The sequence below is a fragment of the Streptomyces sp. NPDC039465 genome (assembly GCF_055639315.1).
On record NZ_JBVKAP010000002.1, the window covers coordinates 758,386 to 780,550 of the forward strand.

The following is a 22,165-nucleotide window of genomic DNA, read 5'->3' on the forward strand; positions in this document are numbered from 1 at the left end:
GGGTACGAAAAGGGAGACCGATGAGCCTGCGGGAACGACACCGGGATGTGGCGGCGTATGCGTTGGGGGTGCTGGAGCCCGGCGACGCGTTCCGCTGCGCGGACCATCTGGAGGACTGTCCGCGCTGTGCGCGGTGGCTGACGGAGTTCGCCCGGCTGGAGCGGTGCCTCGCGGAGCTGAAGGAGCCGGTGCGGCCGCTCGCGCCGCTTCCGCCTCCGGTCCCCCGGCGGCGGGGGCGGGGGCGGGCGCGGCTGCTCGCGCTGGCCGCGGCGCTGGCCCTCGCGGTGCCCTCGGCCGCTCTCGCGCTGCGCGAGGGGGACGCCCCGCCGGCCGCGGCGCGGGCCTCGGCGACCGACCCGGTCACCGGGGTCACGGCGGCGGCCTCCTGGAGCGAGCACGCCTGGGGTACGGAGATGGCGCTGCGGGTCTCGGGCGTCGCAGGGCCGCGGGTCTGCGATCTGGTGGTGGTGGGCCGCGACGGCCGGGAGCACCCGGTGATGAGCTGGTCGGTCCCGGCGGGCGGGGACACCGCGCCGGTGGTGGAGGGTGCGACCGCGCTGCGGGCCGGGGAGATCGATCGTCTGGTGGTCCGGGAACGCGGCGGCGGGGCTCTGGTGTCGCTCACTCCGTGAGCGGGTGCGGCCCTGGTCCTCGCACTACTTGAGCAGGCGCGAGAGGCGGCGGTCGGCAAGGGGCTTGCCGCCCGTCTGGCAGGTGGGGCAGTACTGGAGGGAGGAGTCGCTGAAGGACACCTCCCGGACGGTGTCGCCGCAGACCGGGCAGGCCTCGCCGGTGCGGCCGTGGACCCGCAGGCCGCTCTTCTTCTCCGCCTTGAGGCGGCCGGCCGCGAGGCCGTGCGAGCGTTCCACCGCCTCGCGCAGGGTGGTGCGCAGGGCCTCGTACAGTGCCGTGATCTCGTCCTCTCCGAGGTTCTGCACGGGTTTGAAGGGGGACATCCGGGCCGCGTGCAGGATCTCGTCGCTGTAGGCGTTGCCGATGCCCGCGATCAGGCTCTGGTCGCGCAACGCGCCCTTGATCTGGCGCCGTTCGCCGGTGAGCAGCGCGGCGAAGGCGTCCCGGTCGAAGCCCTCGGCGAGCGGGTCGGGGCCGAGCCGGGCCACGCCGGGGACCTCGGCGGGGTCGTGGACGAGATGGACGGCGAGCCGTTTGGTGGTGCCCGCCTCGGTCAGGTCGAAGCCGTCGCCGCCGGTGAGCGCCGTACGCAGGGCGAGGGGGCCCTTGCCGGGGCGCGGCGGCCCCGACGGCAGGACGTCCTTCCACTGGAGCCAGCCCGCGCGGGCGAGATGGACGACGAGATGCAGCGGCGGCCCCTCGGCCCCGCCCGCCGCGTCCGGCCCGGCGCCCGCCGTGATGGCCAGCCACTTCCCGTACCGCGCCACGGCGGTGACGGTGCGGCCCTCGATCGCGGAGAGCGGCGGGTCGTACGTCTTGAGCACGCTGATCGCGACGGGCAGGACGCGGGCGATCTCCTTGCCGACCAGGTGCTCGGCCAGGAACTCCCGCAGCGCTTCGACTTCCGGCAGTTCGGGCATGCCTCCACCCTGCCGCAGGCGCGCGGCGGCCGCGCGTTCACCGGCCCTCGTTCACCGCCGCCCCGGCCGCTCGGACCAGGGTGTCCAGCTCCTCGGCGAGCGCCGCGGCGAGCCGGTCCAGGTCGGGTACGGCCGCGCCGTCGGCGACCAGTCCGATGTGCACGTCGCCGCCGTACGGTGACATGGCGACGGCCAGGGACTGGCCCCGGGCCAGCGGCGCCATCGGGAAGAGGGCGCGCAGCGGCCTGCCCCCGAGGGAGAGGGCCGAGCGGGGCAGCGGCACGTTGGTGACCAAGAGGTCGAAGAGCATCCGGGCCGCGCCGCCCGCCAGCGGCGCGCCGAACCGGTGGGCGAGCGGCGGCAGCTGGTCGGCGAGGACGGCGAGCGCCCCGGCTCCGCGCAGCGGCCCGGCGGCCTTGTTGCGGTCCATGGCGGTGCGGACGGCCCGCAGGCGGGCCGTCGGGTCGGCCGTGGTGAGCGGCAGGTCGAGCAGGTAGGCGGAGAAGCGGTTGCCGGAGCCGGGGGGCGCGCCGGGCCGCCGGCGGGAGACGGGGACCAGGGCACGCGGGTCGGCGGTCGGCGGGCTCTCGCCGCGCTCGGCCAGCCAGCTGCGCAGCCCGCCGGCGACGGTGGCGAGCAGGACGTCGTTGGCGGTGCCTCCGGCGACGCGGCGGACGTCCCGGACGCGTTCCAGGTCGACGGTGACGGTGGCGACCGTGCGCGTACCGCTGGAGTGCGCGGCGAGGGCGGTGGCGCCGCGCGGGTCGAGGCGGCTGGCGCGGACCACGGACGCGCCGACCCCGACGGCCCGGCCGAGTTCCTCGAGTCGGGCCCGGGCGAGGTCCATGAGGCCGCGGGCGCCGGGCAGGGCGGGCGGTACGGGGCGGGTGCGGGGGCGCCTCGGGCGGGCGGCCGGGGTGCGGGCGGCGGCGATCTCGTCGAAGATCCCGGCGCCGATGGCGACGGCGCGCATCCCGTCGGCGAGGGCGTGGTGGAGTTTGACGAGGACGGCGAAGGAGCCGTCGTCGGGGCCGGTGAGGAGGTACATCTCCCAGGGCGGCCGTCCTCGTTCGAGCGGCCGTTCCATCAGTTCCCCGGCGACCCGGGCCGTTTCGGCGTCGAAGTCGCCGCCGTGCAGACGTAGTTCCCGGACGTGGCGGTGGACGTCGAAGTCCTGGTCGGGGAACCAGGCCGCGCCGCCGACCGGCAGCAGGACGTCCCGGACGCGCATCCGCAGCCGGGGGATCGCCGCTGCCCGGGTGGCGAGCAGCTCCAGAAGGTCCCCGGGCGGGTCGGCGACGGCCGCGGGGGCGGGGGCGAAGTGGACGAGGGCGCCCAGATGCATCGGGTGGTCGGTGGATTCGAGGTGCCAGAATGCCAGGTCAAGCGGTGCGAGAAGCTCGCTGCTCAAGGGTTCCTCATGTTCTGGAGAGCGCTGGGAGACCGCAGTCAATCGGTTCCGGTCGGTTACGGTCAAGTATGGTCCATTTACGCTCAGTTAACGGATTGATTCGGGACCATGAACTCGCACCACACGCATTTGCCGCTGCCGCGCGAGTCCACACCCCAGACATCGGCGAGCCGGTCGACCAGCAGGAGCCCGCGCCCCGACACCCCGGCCTCGCCCGCCTCGCGGCGGCGCGGCAGCGCGCTGGAGCGGTCCTCGACCTCGACACGCAGCCGCTGCTCGGGACCGGCGAGCATCCGCAGGGTGACGATCGCCCCGCCGTCGGTGTGCATCAGCGCGTTGGTGATCAGCTCGTCGGCGACGAGCTCGATCTCGTCGGCGCGTTCCTTGGCGCCCCAGGCCCGTACCGCCGCCCGGATCATATGGCGCGCCGAGCTCAGCGCCTCCGGGTCGTTCTGGGCGACGTGCTGCTGGAGCCGTCCCCCGGACTGCGGGAAGTAGGCGCCCTTGCGGCGCAGCAGCAGGATGGCGACGTCGTCGTCGCCGCCGCTCTCGTCGACCACCTCGCACAGATGGTCGGCGAGTTCCTGGAGGTCGCGGGGGCCGCGCCGGACCAGTGCGGAGAGCCACCGCGTCCCCTCGTCGAGGTCGAGGCCGGGCCGTTCGACCAGTCCGTCGGTGTAGAGCAGCAGCGTCTGGCCGGGGTCCATCTCGCGCGTGGTGACCGGGTAGTCGAGCCGCCCGAACTCCGCGGAGAGCCCGAGCGGCAGTCCGCCCTCGACGGGCAGTCGGCGGCAGCTGCCGTCGGTGTCCTGGAGCAGCGGCTCCACATGGCCGGCCCGGACGGCCTGCACCACCCCGGTCGTCAGGTCCGCCTCGACATAGGTGCAGGTGGCGAAGCGGTCGGTGTCCAGTTCATGGAGGAAGACGGAGGCCCGGGCCATGACGGTGGCCGGGGTGTGTCCCTCGGCCGCGTAGGCGCGCAGCACGATCCGCAGCTGTCCCATGACGGCGGCGGCGTGGGTGTCATGGCCCTGGACGTCGCCGATGACCGCGCCGACCCGGCCGCCGGGCAGCGGGATGATGTCGTACCAGTCGCCGCCGATGTCCTGGCCGAGATGGGCCGAGCGGTAGCGGACGGCGATGTGGGCGCCGGGTACGTCGGGGATGCGGCGCGGCAGCATCGCCTGCTGGAGCCCTTCGGCGAGGTCGTGCTCCCGCTCGAAGAGTATGGCGCGCTGGAGGCTCTGCGCGATGCTGCTGCCCAGGGCGACGAGGACGTTGCGCTCGTCGTCGGTGAAGCCGGTCTTGTCGCTGTAGAGGAGTCCGAGCGCGCCGATGGGGCGGGCCTGGGCGATCAGCGGCAGATAGGCGGCGGCGGTGATGCCGAGCCCGCTGATGTGCGGCCACAGCACGGGATAGGAGTCGGCGAAGTCCTCGGCGGACTCGATGAAACGGGGCGTCAGGGTCCTGACGACCTCACTCATCGGGTACTGCTCATCCACCCGGGTGAAGCGGGTGCCCGGGACGAACGCCCCTTCGGGCCCTTCGGCGACCAGGTGGATCCGGCCGGACTCCAGGAGCCCCATGACGAGGCTGGTGGCGCCGAAGTGGGCGAGGCCGTGCGAGTCGTTCAGCAGATCGATGATGTCCTGGACGGTACGGGCATGGGCGAGGGCGGCCGTGGTCGACTCGACGACGCTGGTCCGGCGGCGGCGCTCCTCGTCGAGCCCGAGCCGGGCGGCCGAGTCGGCCAGCTCGCGGGTCGCGTCCCGGACGATGCCGATGATCCGCCGCGGGCGGCCGGTCTCGTCGCGCCGGATGATCCCCTGGGTGTGGGTCCAGCGCAGCCGCCCGTCGCGCCGGCGCACCCGGAAGTACGCCCCGTAGTGCGTGCTGCCGTCCTTGAGCGCCTGCGTGACCAGCGAGTCCAGGCGTCTGCCCTCGTCGGGGGTGACGCGGGGGCCGAGGCTGGTGGGGCGGCCGTCGAAGTCGGCGGGGTCCATGTCGAAGACCGCGAGGGCGGCCGCGTCCGCGTCGAGCAGTCCGGTGTCCAGGTCCCAGTCGAAGGTGCCCATGCGGAACTCGGCCGCGTACCGCGCGAGGAAGCAGCGGTCCGCGGCCCCAGGCGTGGCGCAGCGGCACGGCTCGGCCGTCCCGCCGCCCCCTCTGCCCGCGTCCATGGCCCCACGCTAGGCCGAGCCGGGCCCCTTCGCCTCACGGGCCGCCGCGTCAGCCCTCGAAGGTCGAGGGCCCGTCGGGGACCTGCTCGGGCATGTCGTACGGCGGCGCGTCCGGCGCGGTGGGGACGAGGTCTTCGGGCAGGGGCTCTGCGGGCGGCTGCGGCGGGAGGTCCTCGCGGTCCGGGGAGGGGGCCCTTGAAGGGTCGGCGCCGGCGGACCGGCCGGGGGTGGTGGGCGTACGGGTGCTCTCGGGGCGGGCCGGGCGCTCGGGGGTGCGCGGGGTGTCCGGGGTGGGCGAGGCGGCCGGGGTGCGGGGGCCGGCCAGATGGCACTCGTCGGGGCCGCACGGCGGGTCCTCGGCCGGGCGGGTGTCCGCCTCTCCCCCGGTGCCGGTCTTGCGCTCGATCCAGCTGCCGTCGGCCGCGTTCACGATCACCAGCCGGTTGACGATCGCCCGGGTCGGCGTGATCGCCACGACCCGGGCGGGCTGGTAGCCGGGCCACGGCCGCCCCTGGGCCGCGCCCGGGACGGCGACCGGGCTGCGCAGCGGGTTGCCGCAGGCGCACCGGACGCGGGGGGTTCCGTACCGGTCGACGAGGACGGCCGTACCGGCCTGGAGCACCGCCTGGTACGAGGTGGCGGCCCGGTCGCGGTAGCCGTGGCCGGTGACCCGGGTGTCGACGCGCAGGGTCACGGGGGTGAGCCCGCGCAGCCAGTCGGCGACGGCCGCGTCGCTGATCCCGGCGCTCCGGGCGAAGGCGCCGGCCTTGGCGGTGTCCCCGGCGAGCAGGCGCACCTGCTTCTCGATGTCGCAGCTGCCCCGGGCGCGTGTGCCGCCGTAGATACCGGGCGTGGCGCCGCTGACGGCCCGCATCGCCGGGGCGGCGTCCGGGCGGGCGGCGCCGGTGGGCGGGGGCGGCGTCTTGGGGGGCGGGGCTGGGACGGTGACCGTGGAGGGGGTGAAGGGGTCGGGGCCCGGGGCGGCGGCGGGCTGGAGGGTGACGCTCTTGGTGCCGTACGCGGGCCCGGCGGCGTCGCCGTCGTCGTCGCCGCAGCCGGCCAGCAGGGTTCCGGCGGCCGCCAGGGTCGCGAGCAGGGTGCGCCGACGGTACGTCGATGAGGCCACCAGAATCTCCCGCCTTCCGCCCCGAGTGGTCCCTCCCATCTGTGCCGGATCGCCCGTGCGCGCGCAAACGGAACGCTCCCCGAACCGCCACTTGAACGCGTTCAAGAAACCCTCTACTCTCGGCTTCAGGCGAATTGAACGCGTTCAAGGAGGGGGGGTGTGCGATGACCGTGCTGGTCGGCCTCATCGTGATGACCGGGATGCTGGTGATCGTCCCGGCGGGGCTCGCCCTGATGGAGGTGGACGGGCTCTGCGCCATCCGGAGGCTCTGGCCGCTGTGGGCCGTGCCCGGTGCCGTCGCCCTGTGGCTGCCGCGCGGGCCCCTCGCCACGACGCTCGCCGCGCTCTACGCGCTGGGCACCCTCGCCCTCGCCCTCTACGCACCGGTCCACCTCGCCCGCACACTGCGCGGGCCCGGCCTGCGCCGGCGCGCCCCGGCCGAGACCGCGCTGCTCACCGCCCTGGTCACGCCGTCGGTCGCCGGACTGGCGCTGGTCGCGGAGCGCTCGGGGCACCAGCTGCTCGGCTTCGACCTGGAGATCCTGGCCCTGACCGTGCCGCACTTCCATTTCGCCGGCTTCGCCGCCGCGCTGGTGGCGGGGCTCGTCTGCCGGGCCGCCGACGGGCCCACCGCCCGGTTCGCCGCGCTCAGCGTGCCGCTCGGCACCCTCCTCGTCCTCGTCGGCTACTTCGTCGACGACTGGACCGAACTGGCCGGCGCCCTCGTCCTGACCGCCGGGATGTGGGCCGTCGCCCGGGTGACCTGGCGCGACATCCGTACCCCCGGGACCGGGCGGCTCACCGCCGGCCTGCTCGCCGTCTCGGCCGTCGTCCTGGTGGCGACCATGCTGCTCGCCCTGAGCTGGGCGCTCGGCGAGGCCACCGGACTGCCCCACCCCACCCTGACCTGGATGGCCGCCACCCACGGCCTCGGAAACGCCCTCGGTTTCGCACTCTGCTCGGTGCTGGCCTGGCGACGACTCAAGGAGACAGTGGCATGACCCGACTCCTGCGCGACCTGGCGGCCACGCCCGCCCCGCGCGTATTCAGCTACCCCGAGGTCGGCGCCACCGCCGCCGCCCCGCTCCCCTCCGGCTACCACCACCTGCACCACATGGTCCGCGTCGGCCACGGACGGGACGTCTTCGAGAGCGCCGGCGCCGCCGTCCTGACCTGGCGGATGCACCGCCGCTCGGGAGCCCGCATCGACACCGGCGCGGCGCGCGCCGAACCGGGAGTCGCCCTGGAGGTCTCGCTCGGCCTCGGCCCCCTGCGCGTCATCGCCCCCTGCGAGGTGGTGTGGATCGCGTACGAGGGCAACCGCATCGGGTTCGCGTACGGGACGCGGACCGGGCACCCGGAGTGCGGCGAGGAGTCGTTCGTCGTGGACCTCCTTGAGGACGGCTCGGTCTGGTTCACGGTGACCGCGTTCAGCAGGCCCGCCGTCTGGTACACCCGCCTCGCCGGACCGCTGGTCCCGGTGTTCCAGCGCGCCTACGCCCGGCATCTGGGCCGGACCCTCATCCGGATCGCCACGCCCTGACCTTGGGGGCGGCGACGCCGGGACGGGGCGTGGGCCGCCCGCGATACTGGAGCTGATGGAGTGGTTCACCGCCCCCGACTACTGGCTGAGCCGGATCGTCTTCCAGCGGGCTCTCGCCGGGCTCTATCTGGTCGCCTTCCTCGGCGCCGCTCTCCAGTTCCGGGCCCTGATCGGCGAGCGCGGCATGCTGCCGGTGCCGGAGTACCTGCGCCGGGTCCCCGCCCGCCGGGCACCGACCCTCTTCCGCTGGCACTACTCGGACCGGCTCTTCGCGCTCTGCGCCTGGGGCGGCGCGGCCGTGGCGCTCGCCCTGGTCGCGGGCGCCGGCGACGCGGTGCCGCTGCCGGTGGCGATGCTGCTGTGGGCCGCGCTGTGGGGGCTCTACCTCTCGATCGTCAACGTCGGCCAGACCTGGTACGGCTTCGGATGGGAGTCGCTGCTCCTGGAGACCGGTTTCCTGGCGATCTTCCTCGGCAACGAGCGGGTGGGGCCGCCTGCGCTGGTCCTGTGGCTGCTGCGCTGGCTGCTGTTCCGGGTGGAGTTCGGCGCCGGACTGATCAAGCTGCGCGGCGATCCCTGCTGGCGCAACCTCACCTGCCTCTACTACCACCACGAGACCCAGCCGATGCCGGGGCCGCTGAGCTGGTTCTTCCACCATCTGCCGCGCCCCCTGCACCGCGTGGAGACCGGCGCCAACCATGTGGTGCAGATCCTCGTTCCGGTTCTGCTCTTCACCCCGCAGCCGGTGGCGAGCGTCGCGGCCGCCGTGATCGTGGTGACCCAGCTGTGGCTGGTCCTCTCCGGCAACTTCTCCTGGCTGAACTGGCTGACGATCGTGCTCGCCCTGTCCGCCGTCGACACGTCGTTCCTGGTCACCGCCCCCGCGCTCGCCGACCCGCCGCTCTGGTACGTGGTCCTGGTCTGCGCCGTCACCGCGCTGGTGCTCGCCCTGAGCTACCGCCCGGCCCGCAATCTGCTCTCCCGGCGGCAGGCGATGAACCGCTCCTTCGACCCGCTCCACCTCGTCAACACCTACGGCGCCTTCGGCACCGTCGGCCGGATCCGCGACGAGATCGTCATCGAGGGCTCGGCGGACGCGGCGTACGGCCCCGACACGGTCTGGCGGGAGTACGAGTTCAAGGGCAAACCGGGCGACGTACGGCGCATGCCGCGCCAGTTCGCCCCGTACCACCTGCGGCTCGACTGGATGATGTGGTTCGCCGCGCTCTCCCCCGGCTACGCCCGCGACTGGTTCGGGCCGTTCGTCGAGCGGCTGCTCGACGGGGACCGGGACACGCTGAAGCTGCTGCGGCACAACCCCTTCCCCGACGCCCCGCCCGTGCTGATCCGGGCCCGGCTCTACCGCTACCGCTACACGACCTGGCGGGAACTGCGGGCCACCGGAGCCTGGTGGCACCGGACGTATCTGCGTGACTACCTGCCCACCACCCGGCTGCGCACCCCGGCCGACCGCTGACCCTCCCCCGCGGGCTGTGTGCCACCACGATTCTCACTCCAACGGCCGAGCCTCCCGGCGTGTCGCGGTGGGCCGGTCACCACCCCCGAAAACCCCCGTCCGGCCCCGTTTCGGAGCCCACCCCGTACTTCCGGAAGTGTGTCCGGATTGCACCCCAGACATGGGCCCCATCGAGCACGCACATGCTCATTTGGTTACTCTGGGGCGTACGGTCGGCCAACGGGGCTCCACAAAAACCCCAGATCCGACCCGGGGACAGGCCTTCAACCGGGCCGCGGTCCCGCCCGAAGAACGGCGCCACCGCGACCGAACGGCCCTGTCCTCTTAGGTACGCGACACAAAGGAGTGCGCGGTGACACCAGAACTGACCCAGCAGGAGCAGCGCCCGGCGGAACGCCGGGACCGGAGCAAGAAGCCCTCCGGTGAACTCGGCAGCCTCGAAGTGTGGGCCAGGTCGGCCCCGATCAGGCTGGCCGGCTACGAGGAAGACCTCGCTGAGCCGCACATCCTGCCCGGCATCGACTGAGCTGCTCGCTTCGCACTCGTGCCCCCGGCCGTCGTCACGGCCGGGGGCACGAGTGCGTCCGGGGGGTGTAAAGCCCTGGGGCTACCAGTTGGCCGGGGCGTAGTCCTTGAGGAAGCAGCCGTAGAGGTCCTCGCCGGCCTCGCCGCGCACGACGGGGTCGTAGACGCGGGCGGCGCCGTCGACCAGGTCGAGCGGGGCGTGGAAGCCCTCCTCGGCCAGGCGGAGCTTGTCGAAGTGGGGACGCTCGTCGGTGATCCAGCCGGTGTCGACGGAGGTCATGAGGATGCCGTCGGTCTGGAACATCTCCTGGGCGCTGGTCCGCGTCACCATGTTCATGGCGGCCTTCGCGGCGTTGGTGTTGGGGTGCCCCGCGCCCTTGTAGCCGCGGCTGAAGACACCCTCCATCGCCGAGACGTTGACGACGTAGGCACGCCCGCTGGCCGCCTTCTTCGCGGCGTCGGCCATCACCGGCCGCAACATGCTGATCAGGATGAACGGCGCCGTGTAGTTGCACAGCTGGGTTTCCAGGAGCTCGACCGGCGAGATCTGCTCGATGGTCTGCACCCACGTGTTGGTCTCGACGACGTCCGGCACCAGGCCGCCCGCGTCGATGGCGCTGCCGTCGCGGTGCCGCTCGACGCTCGCGTTGCCCGCGACCAGGGCGAGGTCGGCGACCTTCTGCGCGTCCAGGCCGCTGACCCCGAGGGGCAGCGCGGCCAGGCCGTCGACCGCGCCGGAGTTGAAGGCGCCGATGACGTGGTGGGCGGGCAGCTCGCCGGCGGGCAGCGGGGCGCTCTCGCCCTCGACCAGGGCGGCGTAGGCGGAGGGCAGGCGGCGCACGGTCTGCGTCGCGTTGTTGATGAGGATGTCCAGCGGGCCCTGCTCGGTGACCTGCTCGGCCAGGGCGACCGCCTGAGCCGGGTCGCGCAGGTCGATGCCGACGACCTCCAGGCGGTGCATCCAGTCCGCCGAGTCCTCCATGGCCTTGAAGCGGCGGATGGCGTCCTTGGGGAAGCGGGTCGTGATCGTGGTGTGGGCGCCGTCGCGCAGCAGCCGCAGCGCGATGTACATGCCGATCTTGGCGCGGCCGCCGGTGAGCAGCGCGCGCTTGCCGCTGAGGTCGGCGCGGGCGTCGCGCTTGCCCCGGTTCAGGGCGGCGCACTCCTGGCAGAGCTGGTGGTAGAAGTAGTCGACCTCGACGTACCGCGTCTTGCAGGTGTAGCAGGACCGGGGGCGCTGGAGTATCCCCGCGATCTTGCCGGCCTCGGTGACGGAGGAGGGCAGCAGGCCCTCGGTCTCGTCGTCGATCCGCTGGGCGGAGCCGGTGGCGGTGGCCTCGGTGACGGCCTTGTCGTGGGCGGTCTTGGCGGCCCGGCGCTCCTGGCGGCGGCGCTGCTTCACGGTCCGGTAGATCCCGGCGGTGGCGCGCCGGACGGCGATCGCGTCGGGGTGGTCCACGTCCAGCTCGTCGAGCTCCGCGAGGACGCTCAGGCAGACGGCCAGGCGCTCGGGGTCGATACCCGGCCCGTACACCTGGTTCTCTTCAGTCACCGTCATGCCGTCGCCGTTCCTCGGTCACTCGAATGGTCACGTTTCAAAAGTGAAACTGTACGGAGCCGAGGGCATGGATCCAAACCCGCCCTGGTCAGGCGGGTGCGGCGGGCCTGGTGGGCGGGCGGTCGAACACGCAGTCGCCGCAGAGCGAGCCGCCGGGGCAGCGGTAGTACAGGCAGCAGCTGGTGCGGCGCAGCGCAGGGCCCCGGACCGTCCCGGCGAGGTCCGGGTGGGCGAAGAGCTCGCGGGCGAGGTCCGCGGCGCGGCGGGCCACCTCGGGGCGGCCCTGGGCCTGGGACCAGCGGGCCAGTTCGCGTACGGCTCCGGCGAGGGCCGAGCCCGCGTTGCCCCACAGCAGCCGCGCGGCGACGGCGCCGTCGTGGCGCAGGGCGTCGGCGAGCGGGACGAGATGGCCGTACTGCACGACCGTGCGGATCTCGTCGGCGGTGCCGGGCCGGGCGGCGGTGCCGGACCACCACAGGTCGTCCGGGGAGGTGAGCCGGCCGTCCCAGTGCAGGGCGGCGGGGGTGATGTCGGGGAAGGAGCCGTGCAGGGCGGCCGATCCGAGGCAGACCGACCAGAGGCGGGCGGCGAGGCCGAGCTGCGCGACGGAGGCACCCACGCGCCGTTCGGCGGCGCCGAGGCGGGCGGCGACCCGGTCCACCCGGGCGCCGAGCGCGACCGGTGGCCGCTGGGCGTAGACCTCGGCGAGCGGCAGATGCGCCCCGCCTTCGGGCGGCTCGGTCCGCAGGGCGAAGAACCCTCCCACGGACCCCGTCTCTTTCAGCTCCACCCCGCCCACCCGCGCTCCCTTCCGGAGGTCAACAGTCCGCAATAGTCCGGCAATTGCCGAACAAAAACCATTTGATCGAACACCTGATCAACATGAGGCTTGCCGAGTGAATATTCGCAGCCGACGCTCCATGTTGACCATGACCACCGCCGCGGCCCTCACGGCCGCCGTACCCGCCGCCCGCGCCGCGACCCCCGCGCGGCCGGCACCGACATCCCCGGCCCCGGCCGCGGGTGCCCGGACCTTATCCGCCCCCTCCACCACGCCCGTGAGCCCCGACCGGGCGCTCACCCTGCTGCAGACCGGAAACGCCCGCTACGCGGCCCTGCGCCAGGCGCATCCGCACCAGGACGCCGCCCGCCGCAAGGAGGTCGCAGCCGCCCAGCATCCGTTCGCGGTCGTCCTCGGCTGCCTCGACTCCCGTGTCTCGCCCGAGATCGTCTTCGACCAGGGACTCGGGGACCTGATGACCGTACGGACCGCGGGCCAGGCCCTCGACGACGCCGTGCTCGGCAGCATCCAGTACGCCGTACAGGTCAAGCACATCAAGCTCGTCGTGGTCCTCGGCCACGAGCGCTGCGGGGCGGCCGAGGCGGCCGTCGAGTACGTCCGCACCGGCACACCCGTCGAGGGCCCCCTCGCCCAGATCGTCGAGCAGATGGCCCCGGCCGCCCAGGAGACCCGGCACCTGCCGGGCGACTGGGTGGAGAACACCGTGCGGGCCAACGTGGCCCGGATCCAGGAGGAGCTGGCCTCCGACTCCACCTTCGACGGCGCACTGGTGGTGGGGGCCCGGTTCGACCTGGACACCGGCCATGTGACCTTCGAACCGTCGTCGCACCACCGCAGGGTGTAGTCCTGTAGTCCTGTGGCAGTACGCCCCGATGCCCACTCAGGGACGACGACGCGGAGGCACCCCACGCGTCACAGTTGATGTATGAGTCCCCTCGCGCTGTCCGTGCTCCTGTCCCTGGTCTCCGCCGTCGCCTACGCGGCCGCGGCGATCGTGCAGGAGCGCGTGGCGGCTTCCGCCGTCGGCGCCTACGCGCCCGTGCACAGCGGCGCCTGGTGGGTGTCGGTGCTGCTCAACGGGGTGGGCGCGGTGCTGCACGTGGCCGCGCTCGCCTATGGACCGCTGAGTCTGGTCCAGCCGCTCGGCGCCCTGACGATCGTGTTCGCGCTGCCGATGGCGGCGCTGTTCGCGGGGCGCCGGGCGGGCTCCACCGCCTGGCGCGGCGCCGTGACGGCCACGGTCGGCCTGGCCGGTCTGCTCGCCCTCACCGGCGGCTCGCAGGCGCTCTCCCTGCCCGGCGGGGACCGGCTGGTGCTGGCCGCCTGCGCCTTCGGCGCGGTGGCCGCCCTCTTCCTGACCGCGGCGCGGATCCGCCGACCGGTGGTCCGGGGCATGGTCCTGGCCGCGGCGGCGGGCATCTCCTTCGGTCTCGCCTCGGTCTTCACCAAGATCGTGGCGACGGACTTCACGCTGGACGCGCCGCTGGGCGAGTGGCCGGGCATGCTCGCGACTGCCTGCTTCGCCGTGGGCGGTCTGCTGCTCTCGCAGGCCTCCTACCGAGGCGCCGGGCTGGCCGCCCCGCTGGCCACGGTCACGGTCGTCAACCCGGTCGTGGCGGCGACGATCGGTCTGACGCTCTTCGGCGAGGACTTCCGGTTCGGGGCCGCGGGCACGGCGATCGCCGTGTGCTTCGGTGTCGTCGCGGCGGGTGGACTGGTCCTGCTCACCACCCAGCGGCCGGTCCCGGTCGCCGCGCCGCCGGGGACGGACGCCGGCCCCGAGGCCTCCCGGCCAGGTACGGGCCAGGACGTGTCCCGGCCGGGTACGGGCCAGGACGTCTCCCGGTCGGCCGGGCCCGCTCGGCCGCTGCCCGGCTCAGAGGGAGACGCCTCCCGACCGGAGGTAGGCGAGCGGGTCGATGTCGGACCCGTATCCGGGTCCCGTCCGCACCTCGAAGTGCAGGTGCGGCCCCGAGCTGTTGCCGGTGGATCCTGACCGGGCGATCCGCTGACCGCTGCCCACGGTCTGGCCCTCCCGGACGTTCAGCGCGGACAGGTGGGCGTACTGGCTGTAGCGGCCGTCGTCGTGGCGGATGACGATCTGGTACCCGTAGGCCCCGCCCCAGCCCGCCGAGACGACCCGGCCGGGGGCCACGGCCATGACGGAGGTGCCGGTGGGCACGGGGAAGTCGACACCCGTGTGGTAGCCGCTCGACCAGGACGAACCCGCCTTGCGGTACGGCGTGCCGATGCTCGCGGACACCGGGGCGCTGAAGCCGGCCTGCTGGGTGTCGCGCGGCTTGGAGACGGGTTGGGTGACCGGCTTGGCGGCGGGCTTGGCGGGTTTGGCGGCGGGCCGGGCCGACGGTTTGGCGACCGGCTTGGCCACCGGCTTCGCCGCGGGGCGGACGGCCGGCCGGGGGGCGGGCCGGGCCTGTGTGGGCGGCTTCGCCGTCGTCTTCGGCCGGCCCTTCGGGGCGGTGACCGGCGGACGCGGGGCGGAGATCCGCAGGGTCAGCTTCTGGCCGGGGTGGATCAGGTCCGGATCGTCCCCGACGACGGTGCGGTTCGCCTCGTACAGCGCCTTCCAGCCGCCGCCGACCCGCTTGGCCTGCGCGATGCCGGAGAGGGAGTCGCCCGGCGCGACCGTATAGCTCTCGCGGACGGTCGGCACGGTGGTCGGCCCGGCGGGCGGGGTCTTGACCACGGGCTTCGCGGCGGGCTTCGCGGGCGCCTTGGGGCCGGCGCCGCGCTGGGACTGCTTGCCCACGCCGTCGCGCTGGTGGGGGGCGATGTCGGGCGAGTCCCCGCCCCGGGTGAGTCCCGCCCGTACCGAACAGGTCGGCCAGGCGCGCGGCCCCTGCCCCTTGAGCACCTTCTCGGCGATCGCGATCTGCTGGTCCTTGGAGGCGAGATCGGCGCGCGGCGCGTAGTGCGTACCGCCGTACTGCTCCCAGGTCGACTGACTGAACTGCAGGCCGCCGTAGTAGCCGTTGCCGGTGTTGATCTGCCAGTTGTTGGTGGATTCGCACGCGGCGACCTTCTCCCACACGTCGACCGACGCGGCGTGGGCGGTGCCGGCCCCGATCAGCGGTAGCGCCATGCCCGCGCCGCCCGCCGTGACGGTGAGCGAAGCCCGGTTGATGCGGCTCGGCTGGTACCGGCGGTGTCGTCCGGCCATGGGCCCCCCTTGGTGCGGTTCCACATTCAGCAGCCGCCAAAAATATGGGCTGGGAACCGGCGACGACAAGAGGGCGGACAGCCACTCAAACCCCTATGGATTTCGGCCAGTTGACGGAACACGGAATTCCGTCGACCCGATTTCCCGGATAAATGAGCAGTAAACATTTATGCGGGTGAAACATAGGTTCCGACATGTCGGGTATGGGTTTTGTATGACTACACCGAGCGCACTCCAGGATCTGGCCGCGGAGCTCGCGGCCAGGGAGCTTCTGCATGGCCTCGGCCAGTTCATCGCAGGCGTCGCCATCACGGCCATGCTGATCGGGGCGGTCTGGCTCGGCATGCGCAAACGGCGCCAGGAGCTGCCGGTACCGCGCCCCGAGGAGCAACCGCACCCGCCGGATCATCAGACACATATCGAGGAGTCCGGCAGCCATGCCGAGACGGAGTTCCCGCACGACGGCTCGCGGCTGATGCCCTACGAATTGCGGGGCCACGGCAACGAGGTGCCTCACGAGACCCACCCCGATCACCCGGACAGCCCCGGGAACAAGCAGCAGTCGGCATAAGGCGCGCGTATCGAGTGGACCGGCCCCGAGGAACGGGGCCGGTCGCAGCGCGCTCGGCCTCGGGTCAGCCCCAGTCCCGCCCGACCTCGAAGCAGAAGTCGCGTACGTCGAGGACGCGGTCGTCCGCGTCCAGCAGTGAGGCGTGGACGTCGTACCGCCCCTGCGCCCGGCGCCCGCTCGGGATCCGCTCCGGGGGCAGCGCGAGCTCGTAGGGCCCGCCCTGGCGGAAGTCACCGAGGTGCACCTCCCGGCGGCTGATCTCGGCCCCTTCCATCTCCCGTACGTCCAGGACGCGCAGTCCGGTGACCGAGGGGCCGGTCACCTTGAATCTGATCACCACCCGGCACTCCACGCCTTCCTTGAGCACGAACGGCTCGACGGCGTCGGCGCCCGGCGACGGCAGCGGCACCGAGATCTCCTCATGGATGGTGAACTGCAGATCCAAGCCGAGGAGCTGGACGGTCCGGCCGTCCGTGACCTGTTCCGGCGCGGTCGGCGCGCCGGCTCCGGCGTTGCTCATGACAAGTCCTCTCAGGCCTGCGCAGCTCAGTCGCTCACGGGCTCGCGGGGGGCGGGGAGGGCTGCGGCTGGGGCTCCGGGCCGCCCGGGTCGGGGGTGGGCAGCGGCGGGGGTTCCGGCGGCTGCGGAATCGGGTCCGGCGGGGTCGGCGGTGGCCCCGGCTTCGGTCCGGGTGCCGGGCTGGGCGGGGGCGGCTCCGGCACCGGCGGCGGGGTCGGCGGCACCGGCCCCGGCGTCGGTGGCGGCGGCACGGGGCCGGGCCCGGGCGGCGGGACCGGTGGAGGTGTGGGATCGGGGTGCGGCTGGGTCATGACAGGCCCCTCGGGTTTCATGGCCGCCGGCTCGCGGCGGGCCCTGATTCCAGGTTCTCCCACTGCGGCTTCCCCCGCCCGGCCCGGCCACTCATCCGGCCCCTCGCCCCAGGCCAGGGGCGGCGCTCAGCCCCGCGCGGCGGGCACGGAGTACGGAGCGCGCGCGGTGTCACTGCCGGGCACCGGCTGCGACGCGTCGGAGCCGAGGTCCACGATCTTGTTCCCCGCGTCGACGTGCACGACCTTCGGCACCATCGTGCGCGCCTCGGCGTCGTCGACCTGCGCGTAGCTGATCAGAATGACCAGGTCACCGGGGTGCACGAGGTGCGCGGCGGCGCCGTTGATCCCGATGACACCGGAGCCGCGCTCACCCTCGATGACATACGTCTCCAGCCGGGAGCCGTTGTCGATGTCGACGATGTGCACCAGCTCGCCGGGAAGCAGATCGGCGGCTTCCATCAGCTCGGCGTCGACGGTGACCGATCCGACGTAGTGCAGATCGGCCTGGGTGACGGTGGCCCGGTGGATCTTGGACTTGAACATGGTACGAAGCACGGAGAACTCCCGATTTTGTCTGCTCCCTGCCTGCTTCACGCAGGTCAAGGGCGGTCTTCGGAGCCTACAGCGGTTCGCATGTCCGGTCAGCTGTCCTCAGGTGTTTCAGGGCTCACACTGACCGAATGCTGACTTCTCCAAGGCCGCCGCACTCCATGAGCCCAGGGTCCGGCGCAGCCGGCCAAGGACTCCGACCCGCCGTCAGTGTTCCAGGAACCAGCAGCAGCCCTGTCCTCATCCGCATCCCGGTTCGGACAGGGGAAATTTCGGCCAGCCCATCCTGCGCGGTAGGGGGAGGACAACGCAGAACAGCGCAGGTCCGGGCTTCCGCCTGCCTTGTCCCGCCCCTGCACGCACACAAGCGCAGCAACGACTGGTCCGGGTGCGCACCGCCGTCCAGCAGGGGCTGACCGGTGCGAGGCGCGCGTACGAGGTCCGTGTCGCCTGCCCGCCAGGACCGGAGCGCAAACGGCCGGTCAGCCGCGCAACCGGACGGCGAGCGTGGCGAGCCAGGCGCCGGGGGTGAACGGCACCGGGGGCTCGACCTCCGCGCCGAGCGTCACCAGCGCCAGGGCCAGGCCGTCCTCGTCGAGGCCGAGGGCGAGGAGGTCGTGCAGCTCCCCCGTCAGCTGGGCGACGAGCCCCGTGTCGGTGCCCTCCAGGTAGTCGGCGAGCGCGGCCTCGTGGTCGCCGAACTCGTCCGGCATGTCCTGCGAGAACCAGCCGCCGAGCAGCTGCGCCAGCTCGGGGAAGCGGGCCCGCCACTCCCATGGCGTCGCGGGCGCGGCAGGCGGTGGCGCCTGGCCGTTCGCCAGACTCTCGTCGAGCCGGTCGGCGAGGCCCGTGAGCCAGTCCCGGATCTCCTCGGGCGGCAGCCCCACGTCGGGCAGCCGGTAGTACTCGCCGAGCCGCAACCGCAGCCGCCCCGGCGGATTGTCGGCGTAGACGCGCAGCTGCTCGGCCGCGACGGCGATGGCCCAGGGCCGGGTGCGCCACGTCTGCCGCAGGTAGCCGGCCACCGCCTCGGGGGCGTGCGGGCCGAGTCCCAGGTGAGCGCGGACGACCTGGTCGAGCTCGCCGTACTTGCGGTCGTGCTCGGCGGGGTTCAGGGACACGGAGGCCTCTACAGGTCGACGGGCAGGGAGGAGTGCACGGTGAAGGGGGAGGCGCCGGGCTCGCCGGATCCGTTCCGGCGGAGCACGACCCGGACGGCGCGCACCGGGATCGGCTCCTGGCCGGCCAGCGCCATCCCGGTGGTGAGCAGCGTGCCCACCGGATCGGTCCGCGAGGGCCAGGCGGCCTCGATCACGAGCCGCTGCCGGGTGGACTGGGCGAGCCACCGGTGGATGAGCTGCTCGTTCAGCGCGATCACCTGCTGGGTGGCCCACCGGGCGGTCGCCCGGTCCGGGAAGGTCGCGGCGCGGTCGGCGCGGGCGAGGGCGGGTGTTGCGGAGGGCACGGGAGGTGTCGTCATGTCAGGCCCCGCCCCAACCGCGCAGGGTGGCCCGCTGAGCGGCGGAGTAGTTGACGTGCCCGGTCGTGACGACGGCGTGCAACCACTTCTGCGCGGCCTGCAGGTCCTCCATCTGCCGGTCCCAGCGGTCGAGTTCGTCCACGAATGCCTCGCGGGCCTCGCCCTGCCAGGCCAGGACGACCGGCACCGTCCGGTCGTACAGCGCGCTCAAGCGCTCGTTGAGCGTCCTCACGATGTCCTCGAGGTCGCCGGCTATCTCGCGCAGCGCGACCAGGTCGACGGTGATCGAGCCGTCGTCGTTCACGATTCCCCCTGCCTTACGGATGTTCGGATGCACCTTCAGATGTCGATGATCCTGCTGGTCGGCGCCGCTCCGCCGCCGGGGCCCGCGCCGCCCGGTCCCTCGCCGGACAGTTCGCGTACCTCGGCGTCGATGTCGACCTTCTTCATCTCGGCCCGGAACCGCCGCAGGGTGTCCAGCTCCTGGCGCGTGAAGCCGTCCCGGCTCATCCGCACGGCCTGCGCCAGGACTCCCAGGATCTCCCGGACCCGCACGGCGTCGGCCCCGGCCTCCCGGTGCAGCTTCCGGTACGCCGTCGCCGCCTCGCTGCGCCATCGCGCCTCGGCCCGGTCGACGAGGGCGTCCATCCGGCGCACCTGCCCGTCGATGTGCGTTCGCATGGCGTCCAAGTCGTCCGCGAGGCGCTTCAGGTCCTCGTCCGAGACGGCGAGATGGGGCTCGATGGGCATGGCGGCGGCTCCTTCCGGGGCGATGGGGTGGTGGGATGGTGGGTCAGTGCTGCTCGGCGAAGTGGGCATGGACGGTGTCGAGGAGGAGGCGGACGCGTGCGTGGGTCACGTAGGGCATGACGGTGGCGAAGGCGGCGTCGCACTCGGCGGGCGTGCGGAACAGGTACAGGATGCGCTGCAGCTCCCCGGCGAGGTTGCCGAGCCGCTCATGGCAGTCCTCCGGGTGCTCGCTGTTCAGCATCTCCTCCAAGGCCTCTTCCACGCTGTCGTACTCCCCCGAGACCATCAAAGAGATGAAGGCCGAGGTCAGCGAGAAGCGTCCGACGGCTTCCCAGGCGGACAGCGGCAGCTCCGTCAGGTCCGGGTAGGAGCGGAGCTGGCTGTCGCGGACGAGCGCGGCCAGTGAGCGCAGGAAGTCCGCCGGCTCATCGTCACCGGCGGCCCGCGCCAGCCTGTCACGGTAGGCAGCGGGTCTGGCCTCGAACGCCTCCGTGCCGACCTCGTCGGCAAGGAGGTCGAGCAGCGAGGCAAGTGCCACCAGCGGCATCACGTCGGCGATCGCCCTGGAATCCTGCAGGAAGCGGGACAGCCGCTGGAGTTCGTCCTCCAGTGGCGCGGCCCCCGGGTTGCGGGAGGCGACGGCGATGCGCAGCAGGAGCCCCACCGCGCCTTGGGTAAGGAACTCTTCATGCTTCGTGGTCACATGGCACATGCTACGGGGGGGTCGGGAAGGCGGTCCGGACGTAGAACGTCCCGGATTCCGGTGAGTAGGCGAGGACCAGCCTCACGCTGTGGACCTGGGTCGGCTGGGCGTTGAAGCCCTGGGAGGCGAAGTCGGACTGTGAGACGGAGGATCCCGTCACGACGTCGTTCCCGTTCGCGTCCCTCACGGTGAACACGCGAATATCCGGCGAGGAGGCGGGGCTGAACGTCCCGTTGGCCACCTTCCGCTTCTGCTTCTCCATCCAGTCCTCGATCGTCCGGATGTTGGTGGGGTCGTTCAGGGCGGCCTGGACGTGCTTCTGGGCGGCCGGCAGGTCCGGGAAGGCCGAGGCGCTGACGCCCTGGTCCCGTACGCGCATCCGCAGCTGATCCGGGGTGAGGCCGACGTGCCGGTCGATCGTGTGGGCGTCCTTCCCCGGCCTCGGCGGGTCGTTCGGGGAAGCCTGGTAGGGGTTGGTCTCCCATTCCATCGAGGCGAGGTCGATGCCGAACCTGTTGTTCGGGTCCCGGGACTGCTCGTTGAGCGGGACGATCGACCGGTCGAACTCGAAGAGCGAACGCGCCCCGAACGCCTCCGCCCTCGCCGACTGCGCCTGGAAGGTCGGCACCGCGCGCGAGGCCTCCCGCAGCGGCTCCAGCAGCTTCTTCACCACCTCCACCTGCGCCCGCAGCTCCGTCTCGTAGGTGGCGACGGCCCGGTTGACGGCGTCCGTGTCGATGCTGAGGAGCACTGCGGCGCCCAGGCCCTTCCACAGCTTCTTCAGTCGCTCGGCGAGGGTCCCCACGAAGTCCTTCAAGTCGGTGGCCTCAAGGAGCGTCAGGGCGTCCTTGATCGCCTTGTAGAGGATCCCGCGCAGCTCGGTGCGGACCTTCTCGGCGGCCTCCGCGTACGAGCGGAGGGCCTGGGCCAGCATCTGCGCCGTGGTGCTGAGGACGGCGAAGACCGGAAGGCTGGTACCCGCTCCGGTCGACGGCTTGTGCGCCCACTCGTAGCCGGCCGTGTTCTTGCCCCACGCCTTGGTGCCCCAGAGCGACGACACGAACTCCAGCATCGCTCCGTGCCAGTCGCCGTTGGCGTTGTCCGTGATGGCGTCGACGGTGCCGGTGAGCTGTCCCTGGATGGTGCCGAGGCCGGTCTGGTACGGCAGCCACGCCTGGGAGAGTTCGTTGACCCTGAGGTAGTTCGGGAGCGGCAGGATCTCCACCGCGTGGCCGGCGCCCAGGGCTTCTTCGACGACCGTGCGTATGAGGGAGCCGGGGACGTCGCCGTCGAAGACGTCGAGGAAGTCGTCGACGGCGTTGGCGTCGCGGACGCCGAACGCCGGCGGCGCCGCGTACGCCGGCGGTGCGGTGATGACCTGCGGCGACGGTTGCGGCGCGAAGGGCGGATTGAGCGGGTGGGTGGCCGCGTCCGCCTGCCGGAAGTTGTTGGCCGTGGTCGTGAAGCCGACCGCCGCGCCGCCGATGGCGACCACGGCCTTTCCGTGTGCCTCCATGAGCAGGGCGACGACCGCGGCGTACTGGGTGGCGAACTCGGCTGTGACGGTGCCGGATCCGCCGACCTTGGAGTAGCCGGCGTGAATGTCGAGGAACTGGACGAGCGCCTTGTGGAACGACTGCTGCTCGACGGCGAGGGCCGTCGCCACCTGGTACAGATGGAGCGGCTGGACGTCGAAGCCGCCGGGGCCCGTCCAGGGGTTGGTCACGGCGGGCGGGGTCGACGGAGGCAGCTGGGGCGGCGGACCGGAGACCGGCGGGGTCGGCGGCGCGTTCGGGCTCGGCGACGGCGTCGGCTGGGGGCTGGGCGTGCCCGACGGCTGCCCAGGCGACGGCAGATGCGTCGTGCCGGGTGTAGGTGTCGTGGTGGGCTGCGGGCTCGGGCTGGGACTCGGCGCCGCCGTGCCGG

General features: G+C 72.9%; 23 protein-coding genes. 8 read left to right on the top strand and 15 right to left on the bottom strand.

The genetic code is table 11. The features are described 5' to 3' along the window. Nucleotides 1-20: 20 nt before the first annotated feature. Entirely contained in the window at nt 21-632 is a 612-nt protein-coding gene (locus ACZ7LT_RS09700; protein ID WP_471235443.1) for a hypothetical protein, read from the top strand. 24 nt (nt 633-656) lie between these two features. On the opposite strand, the gene ACZ7LT_RS09705 is transcribed toward ACZ7LT_RS09700, so the two are convergent. From ACZ7LT_RS09705 to ACZ7LT_RS09720, 4 genes are all read right to left on the bottom strand, one after another. Beyond that, nucleotides 657-1,553 (bottom strand): Fpg/Nei family DNA glycosylase, encoded by an 897-nt coding sequence (locus ACZ7LT_RS09705; RefSeq protein ID WP_471235444.1) that lies wholly within the window; start codon nt 1,551-1,553, stop codon nt 657-659. A 37-nt stretch (nt 1,554-1,590) separates the two neighbouring features. After that, nucleotides 1,591-2,964 carry a wax ester/triacylglycerol synthase family O-acyltransferase gene (locus ACZ7LT_RS09710; protein ID WP_471235445.1) on the bottom strand — a complete coding sequence of 458 codons (1,374 nt, stop codon included), beginning with the start codon at nt 2,962-2,964 and terminating at the stop codon, nt 1,591-1,593. Between the two features lie 83 nt (nt 2,965-3,047). Beyond that, the gene (locus tag ACZ7LT_RS09715; protein ID WP_471235618.1) at nt 3,048-5,039 is read right to left on the bottom strand and encodes a SpoIIE family protein phosphatase; all 1,992 of its coding nucleotides are present in this window, start codon (nt 5,037-5,039) and stop codon (nt 3,048-3,050) included. A gap of 154 nt (nt 5,040-5,193) precedes the next feature. Further along, nucleotides 5,194-6,270, bottom strand: coding sequence for a DUF6777 domain-containing protein (locus tag ACZ7LT_RS09720; protein WP_471235446.1), 1,077 nt, complete (start codon nt 6,268-6,270; stop codon nt 5,194-5,196). A 164-nt stretch (nt 6,271-6,434) separates the two neighbouring features. On the opposite strand from ACZ7LT_RS09720, the gene ACZ7LT_RS09725 reads away from it, so the two are divergent. The 4 genes from ACZ7LT_RS09725 (at nt 6,435) to ACZ7LT_RS09740 (ending at nt 9,816) form a co-directional block, all read left to right on the top strand. Continuing rightward, nucleotides 6,435-7,271 (top strand): YndJ family protein, encoded by an 837-nt coding sequence (locus ACZ7LT_RS09725; protein ID WP_471235447.1) that lies wholly within the window; start codon nt 6,435-6,437, stop codon nt 7,269-7,271. Beyond that, the gene (locus ACZ7LT_RS09730) at nt 7,268-7,813 is read left to right on the top strand and encodes a DUF1990 family protein (protein WP_471235448.1); all 546 of its coding nucleotides are present in this window, start codon (nt 7,268-7,270) and stop codon (nt 7,811-7,813) included. Before ACZ7LT_RS09725 ends, ACZ7LT_RS09730 begins: the two co-directional genes overlap by 4 nt. 55 nt (nt 7,814-7,868) lie before the next feature. Beyond that, nucleotides 7,869-9,290: a lipase maturation factor family protein gene (locus ACZ7LT_RS09735; protein ID WP_471235449.1), complete on the top strand. Its 1,422-nt coding sequence runs from the start codon at nt 7,869-7,871 to the stop codon at nt 9,288-9,290. Nucleotides 9,291-9,642: 352 nt separating this feature from the next. Further along, nucleotides 9,643-9,816: a hypothetical protein gene (locus ACZ7LT_RS09740; protein WP_471235450.1), complete on the top strand. Its 174-nt coding sequence runs from the start codon at nt 9,643-9,645 to the stop codon at nt 9,814-9,816. A gap of 81 nt (nt 9,817-9,897) precedes the next feature. Here ACZ7LT_RS09740 and ACZ7LT_RS09745 read toward each other — a convergent pair whose 3' ends face one another. Then, nucleotides 9,898-11,373: an SDR family NAD(P)-dependent oxidoreductase gene (locus ACZ7LT_RS09745; protein ID WP_471235451.1), complete on the bottom strand. Its 1,476-nt coding sequence runs from the start codon at nt 11,371-11,373 to the stop codon at nt 9,898-9,900. Between the two features lie 88 nt (nt 11,374-11,461). Further along, the gene (locus ACZ7LT_RS09750; RefSeq protein ID WP_471235452.1) at nt 11,462-12,163 is read right to left on the bottom strand and encodes a (2Fe-2S)-binding protein; all 702 of its coding nucleotides are present in this window, start codon (nt 12,161-12,163) and stop codon (nt 11,462-11,464) included. A 139-nt stretch (nt 12,164-12,302) separates the two neighbouring features. On the opposite strand from ACZ7LT_RS09750, the gene ACZ7LT_RS09755 reads away from it, so the two are divergent. Both ACZ7LT_RS09755 and ACZ7LT_RS09760 read left to right on the top strand, forming a co-directional pair. Next, nucleotides 12,303-13,019, top strand: coding sequence for a carbonic anhydrase (locus ACZ7LT_RS09755; RefSeq protein ID WP_471235453.1), 717 nt, complete (start codon nt 12,303-12,305; stop codon nt 13,017-13,019). A gap of 81 nt (nt 13,020-13,100) precedes the next feature. Beyond that, on the top strand, nt 13,101-14,171 hold the full coding sequence (locus ACZ7LT_RS09760; protein WP_471235454.1) for a DMT family transporter: 1,071 nt from the start codon (nt 13,101-13,103) through the stop codon (nt 14,169-14,171). On the opposite strand, the gene ACZ7LT_RS09765 is transcribed toward ACZ7LT_RS09760, so the two are convergent. Then, the gene (locus tag ACZ7LT_RS09765; protein WP_471235455.1) at nt 14,052-15,356 is read right to left on the bottom strand and encodes a transglycosylase family protein; all 1,305 of its coding nucleotides are present in this window, start codon (nt 15,354-15,356) and stop codon (nt 14,052-14,054) included. The two genes, ACZ7LT_RS09760 and ACZ7LT_RS09765, sit on opposite strands and share 120 nt — an antisense overlap. Before the next feature lie 214 nt (nt 15,357-15,570). Here ACZ7LT_RS09765 and ACZ7LT_RS09770 point away from each other — a divergent pair, with 214 nt between their 5' ends. Further along, entirely contained in the window at nt 15,571-15,927 is a 357-nt protein-coding gene (locus tag ACZ7LT_RS09770; protein ID WP_471235456.1) for a DUF6479 family protein, read from the top strand. Between the two features lie 64 nt (nt 15,928-15,991). Here the strand turns inward: ACZ7LT_RS09770 and ACZ7LT_RS09775 are convergent, their stop codons facing one another. From ACZ7LT_RS09775 to ACZ7LT_RS09810, 8 genes are all read right to left on the bottom strand, one after another. Beyond that, on the bottom strand, nt 15,992-16,447 hold the full coding sequence (locus ACZ7LT_RS09775) for a rho GDP-dissociation inhibitor (RefSeq protein ID WP_471235457.1): 456 nt from the start codon (nt 16,445-16,447) through the stop codon (nt 15,992-15,994). Between the two features lie 436 nt (nt 16,448-16,883). Continuing rightward, a complete protein-coding gene (gene panD / locus ACZ7LT_RS09780) occupies nt 16,884-17,312 on the bottom strand; it encodes an aspartate 1-decarboxylase (RefSeq protein ID WP_471235458.1) in 429 nt (142 codons plus the stop codon). A gap of 476 nt (nt 17,313-17,788) precedes the next feature. Further along, nucleotides 17,789-18,427, bottom strand: a complete 639-nt coding sequence (locus tag ACZ7LT_RS09785) for a contact-dependent growth inhibition system immunity protein (RefSeq protein ID WP_471235459.1) — start codon at nt 18,425-18,427, stop codon at nt 17,789-17,791. A gap of 8 nt (nt 18,428-18,435) precedes the next feature. Beyond that, nucleotides 18,436-18,786 (bottom strand): RNase A-like domain-containing protein, encoded by a 351-nt coding sequence (locus tag ACZ7LT_RS09790; protein ID WP_471235460.1) that lies wholly within the window; start codon nt 18,784-18,786, stop codon nt 18,436-18,438. Between the two features lies 1 nt (nt 18,787). Beyond that, on the bottom strand, nt 18,788-19,090 hold the full coding sequence (locus ACZ7LT_RS09795) for a WXG100 family type VII secretion target (RefSeq protein ID WP_471235461.1): 303 nt from the start codon (nt 19,088-19,090) through the stop codon (nt 18,788-18,790). 35 nt (nt 19,091-19,125) lie between these two features. After that, nucleotides 19,126-19,536, bottom strand: a complete 411-nt coding sequence (locus ACZ7LT_RS09800) for a WXG100 family type VII secretion target (protein ID WP_471235462.1) — start codon at nt 19,534-19,536, stop codon at nt 19,126-19,128. Between the two features lie 43 nt (nt 19,537-19,579). Further along, nucleotides 19,580-20,239 (bottom strand): hypothetical protein, encoded by a 660-nt coding sequence (locus ACZ7LT_RS09805; RefSeq protein ID WP_471235463.1) that lies wholly within the window; start codon nt 20,237-20,239, stop codon nt 19,580-19,582. A gap of 10 nt (nt 20,240-20,249) precedes the next feature. Next, nucleotides 20,250-21,965, bottom strand: coding sequence for an RNase A-like domain-containing protein (locus ACZ7LT_RS09810; RefSeq protein WP_471235464.1), 1,716 nt, complete (start codon nt 21,963-21,965; stop codon nt 20,250-20,252). Between the last annotated feature and the right edge of the window lie 200 nt (nt 21,966-22,165).

Coding starts and splice junctions, on each gene's coding strand:
- ACZ7LT_RS09800 (WP_471235462.1), bottom strand. CDS start 19,536: ATGCCCATCGAGCCCCATCTCGCCGTCTCGGACGAGGACCTGAAGCGC.
- ACZ7LT_RS09770 (WP_471235456.1), top strand. CDS start 15,571: ATGACTACACCGAGCGCACTCCAGGATCTGGCCGCGGAGCTCGCGGCC.
- ACZ7LT_RS09735 (WP_471235449.1), top strand. CDS start 7,869: ATGGAGTGGTTCACCGCCCCCGACTACTGGCTGAGCCGGATCGTCTTC.
- ACZ7LT_RS09725 (WP_471235447.1), top strand. CDS start 6,435: ATGACCGTGCTGGTCGGCCTCATCGTGATGACCGGGATGCTGGTGATC.
- ACZ7LT_RS09700 (WP_471235443.1), top strand. CDS start 21: ATGAGCCTGCGGGAACGACACCGGGATGTGGCGGCGTATGCGTTGGGG.
- ACZ7LT_RS09760 (WP_471235454.1), top strand. CDS start 13,101: ATGAGTCCCCTCGCGCTGTCCGTGCTCCTGTCCCTGGTCTCCGCCGTC.
- ACZ7LT_RS09705 (WP_471235444.1), bottom strand. CDS start 1,553: ATGCCCGAACTGCCGGAAGTCGAAGCGCTGCGGGAGTTCCTGGCCGAG.
- ACZ7LT_RS09730 (WP_471235448.1), top strand. CDS start 7,268: ATGACCCGACTCCTGCGCGACCTGGCGGCCACGCCCGCCCCGCGCGTA.
- ACZ7LT_RS09755 (WP_471235453.1), top strand. CDS start 12,303: ATGACCACCGCCGCGGCCCTCACGGCCGCCGTACCCGCCGCCCGCGCC.
- ACZ7LT_RS09715 (WP_471235618.1), bottom strand. CDS start 5,039: ATGGGCACCTTCGACTGGGACCTGGACACCGGACTGCTCGACGCGGAC.
- ACZ7LT_RS09790 (WP_471235460.1), bottom strand. CDS start 18,786: ATGACGACACCTCCCGTGCCCTCCGCAACACCCGCCCTCGCCCGCGCC.
- ACZ7LT_RS09745 (WP_471235451.1), bottom strand. CDS start 11,373: ATGACGGTGACTGAAGAGAACCAGGTGTACGGGCCGGGTATCGACCCC.
- ACZ7LT_RS09775 (WP_471235457.1), bottom strand. CDS start 16,447: ATGAGCAACGCCGGAGCCGGCGCGCCGACCGCGCCGGAACAGGTCACG.
- ACZ7LT_RS09765 (WP_471235455.1), bottom strand. CDS start 15,356: ATGGCCGGACGACACCGCCGGTACCAGCCGAGCCGCATCAACCGGGCT.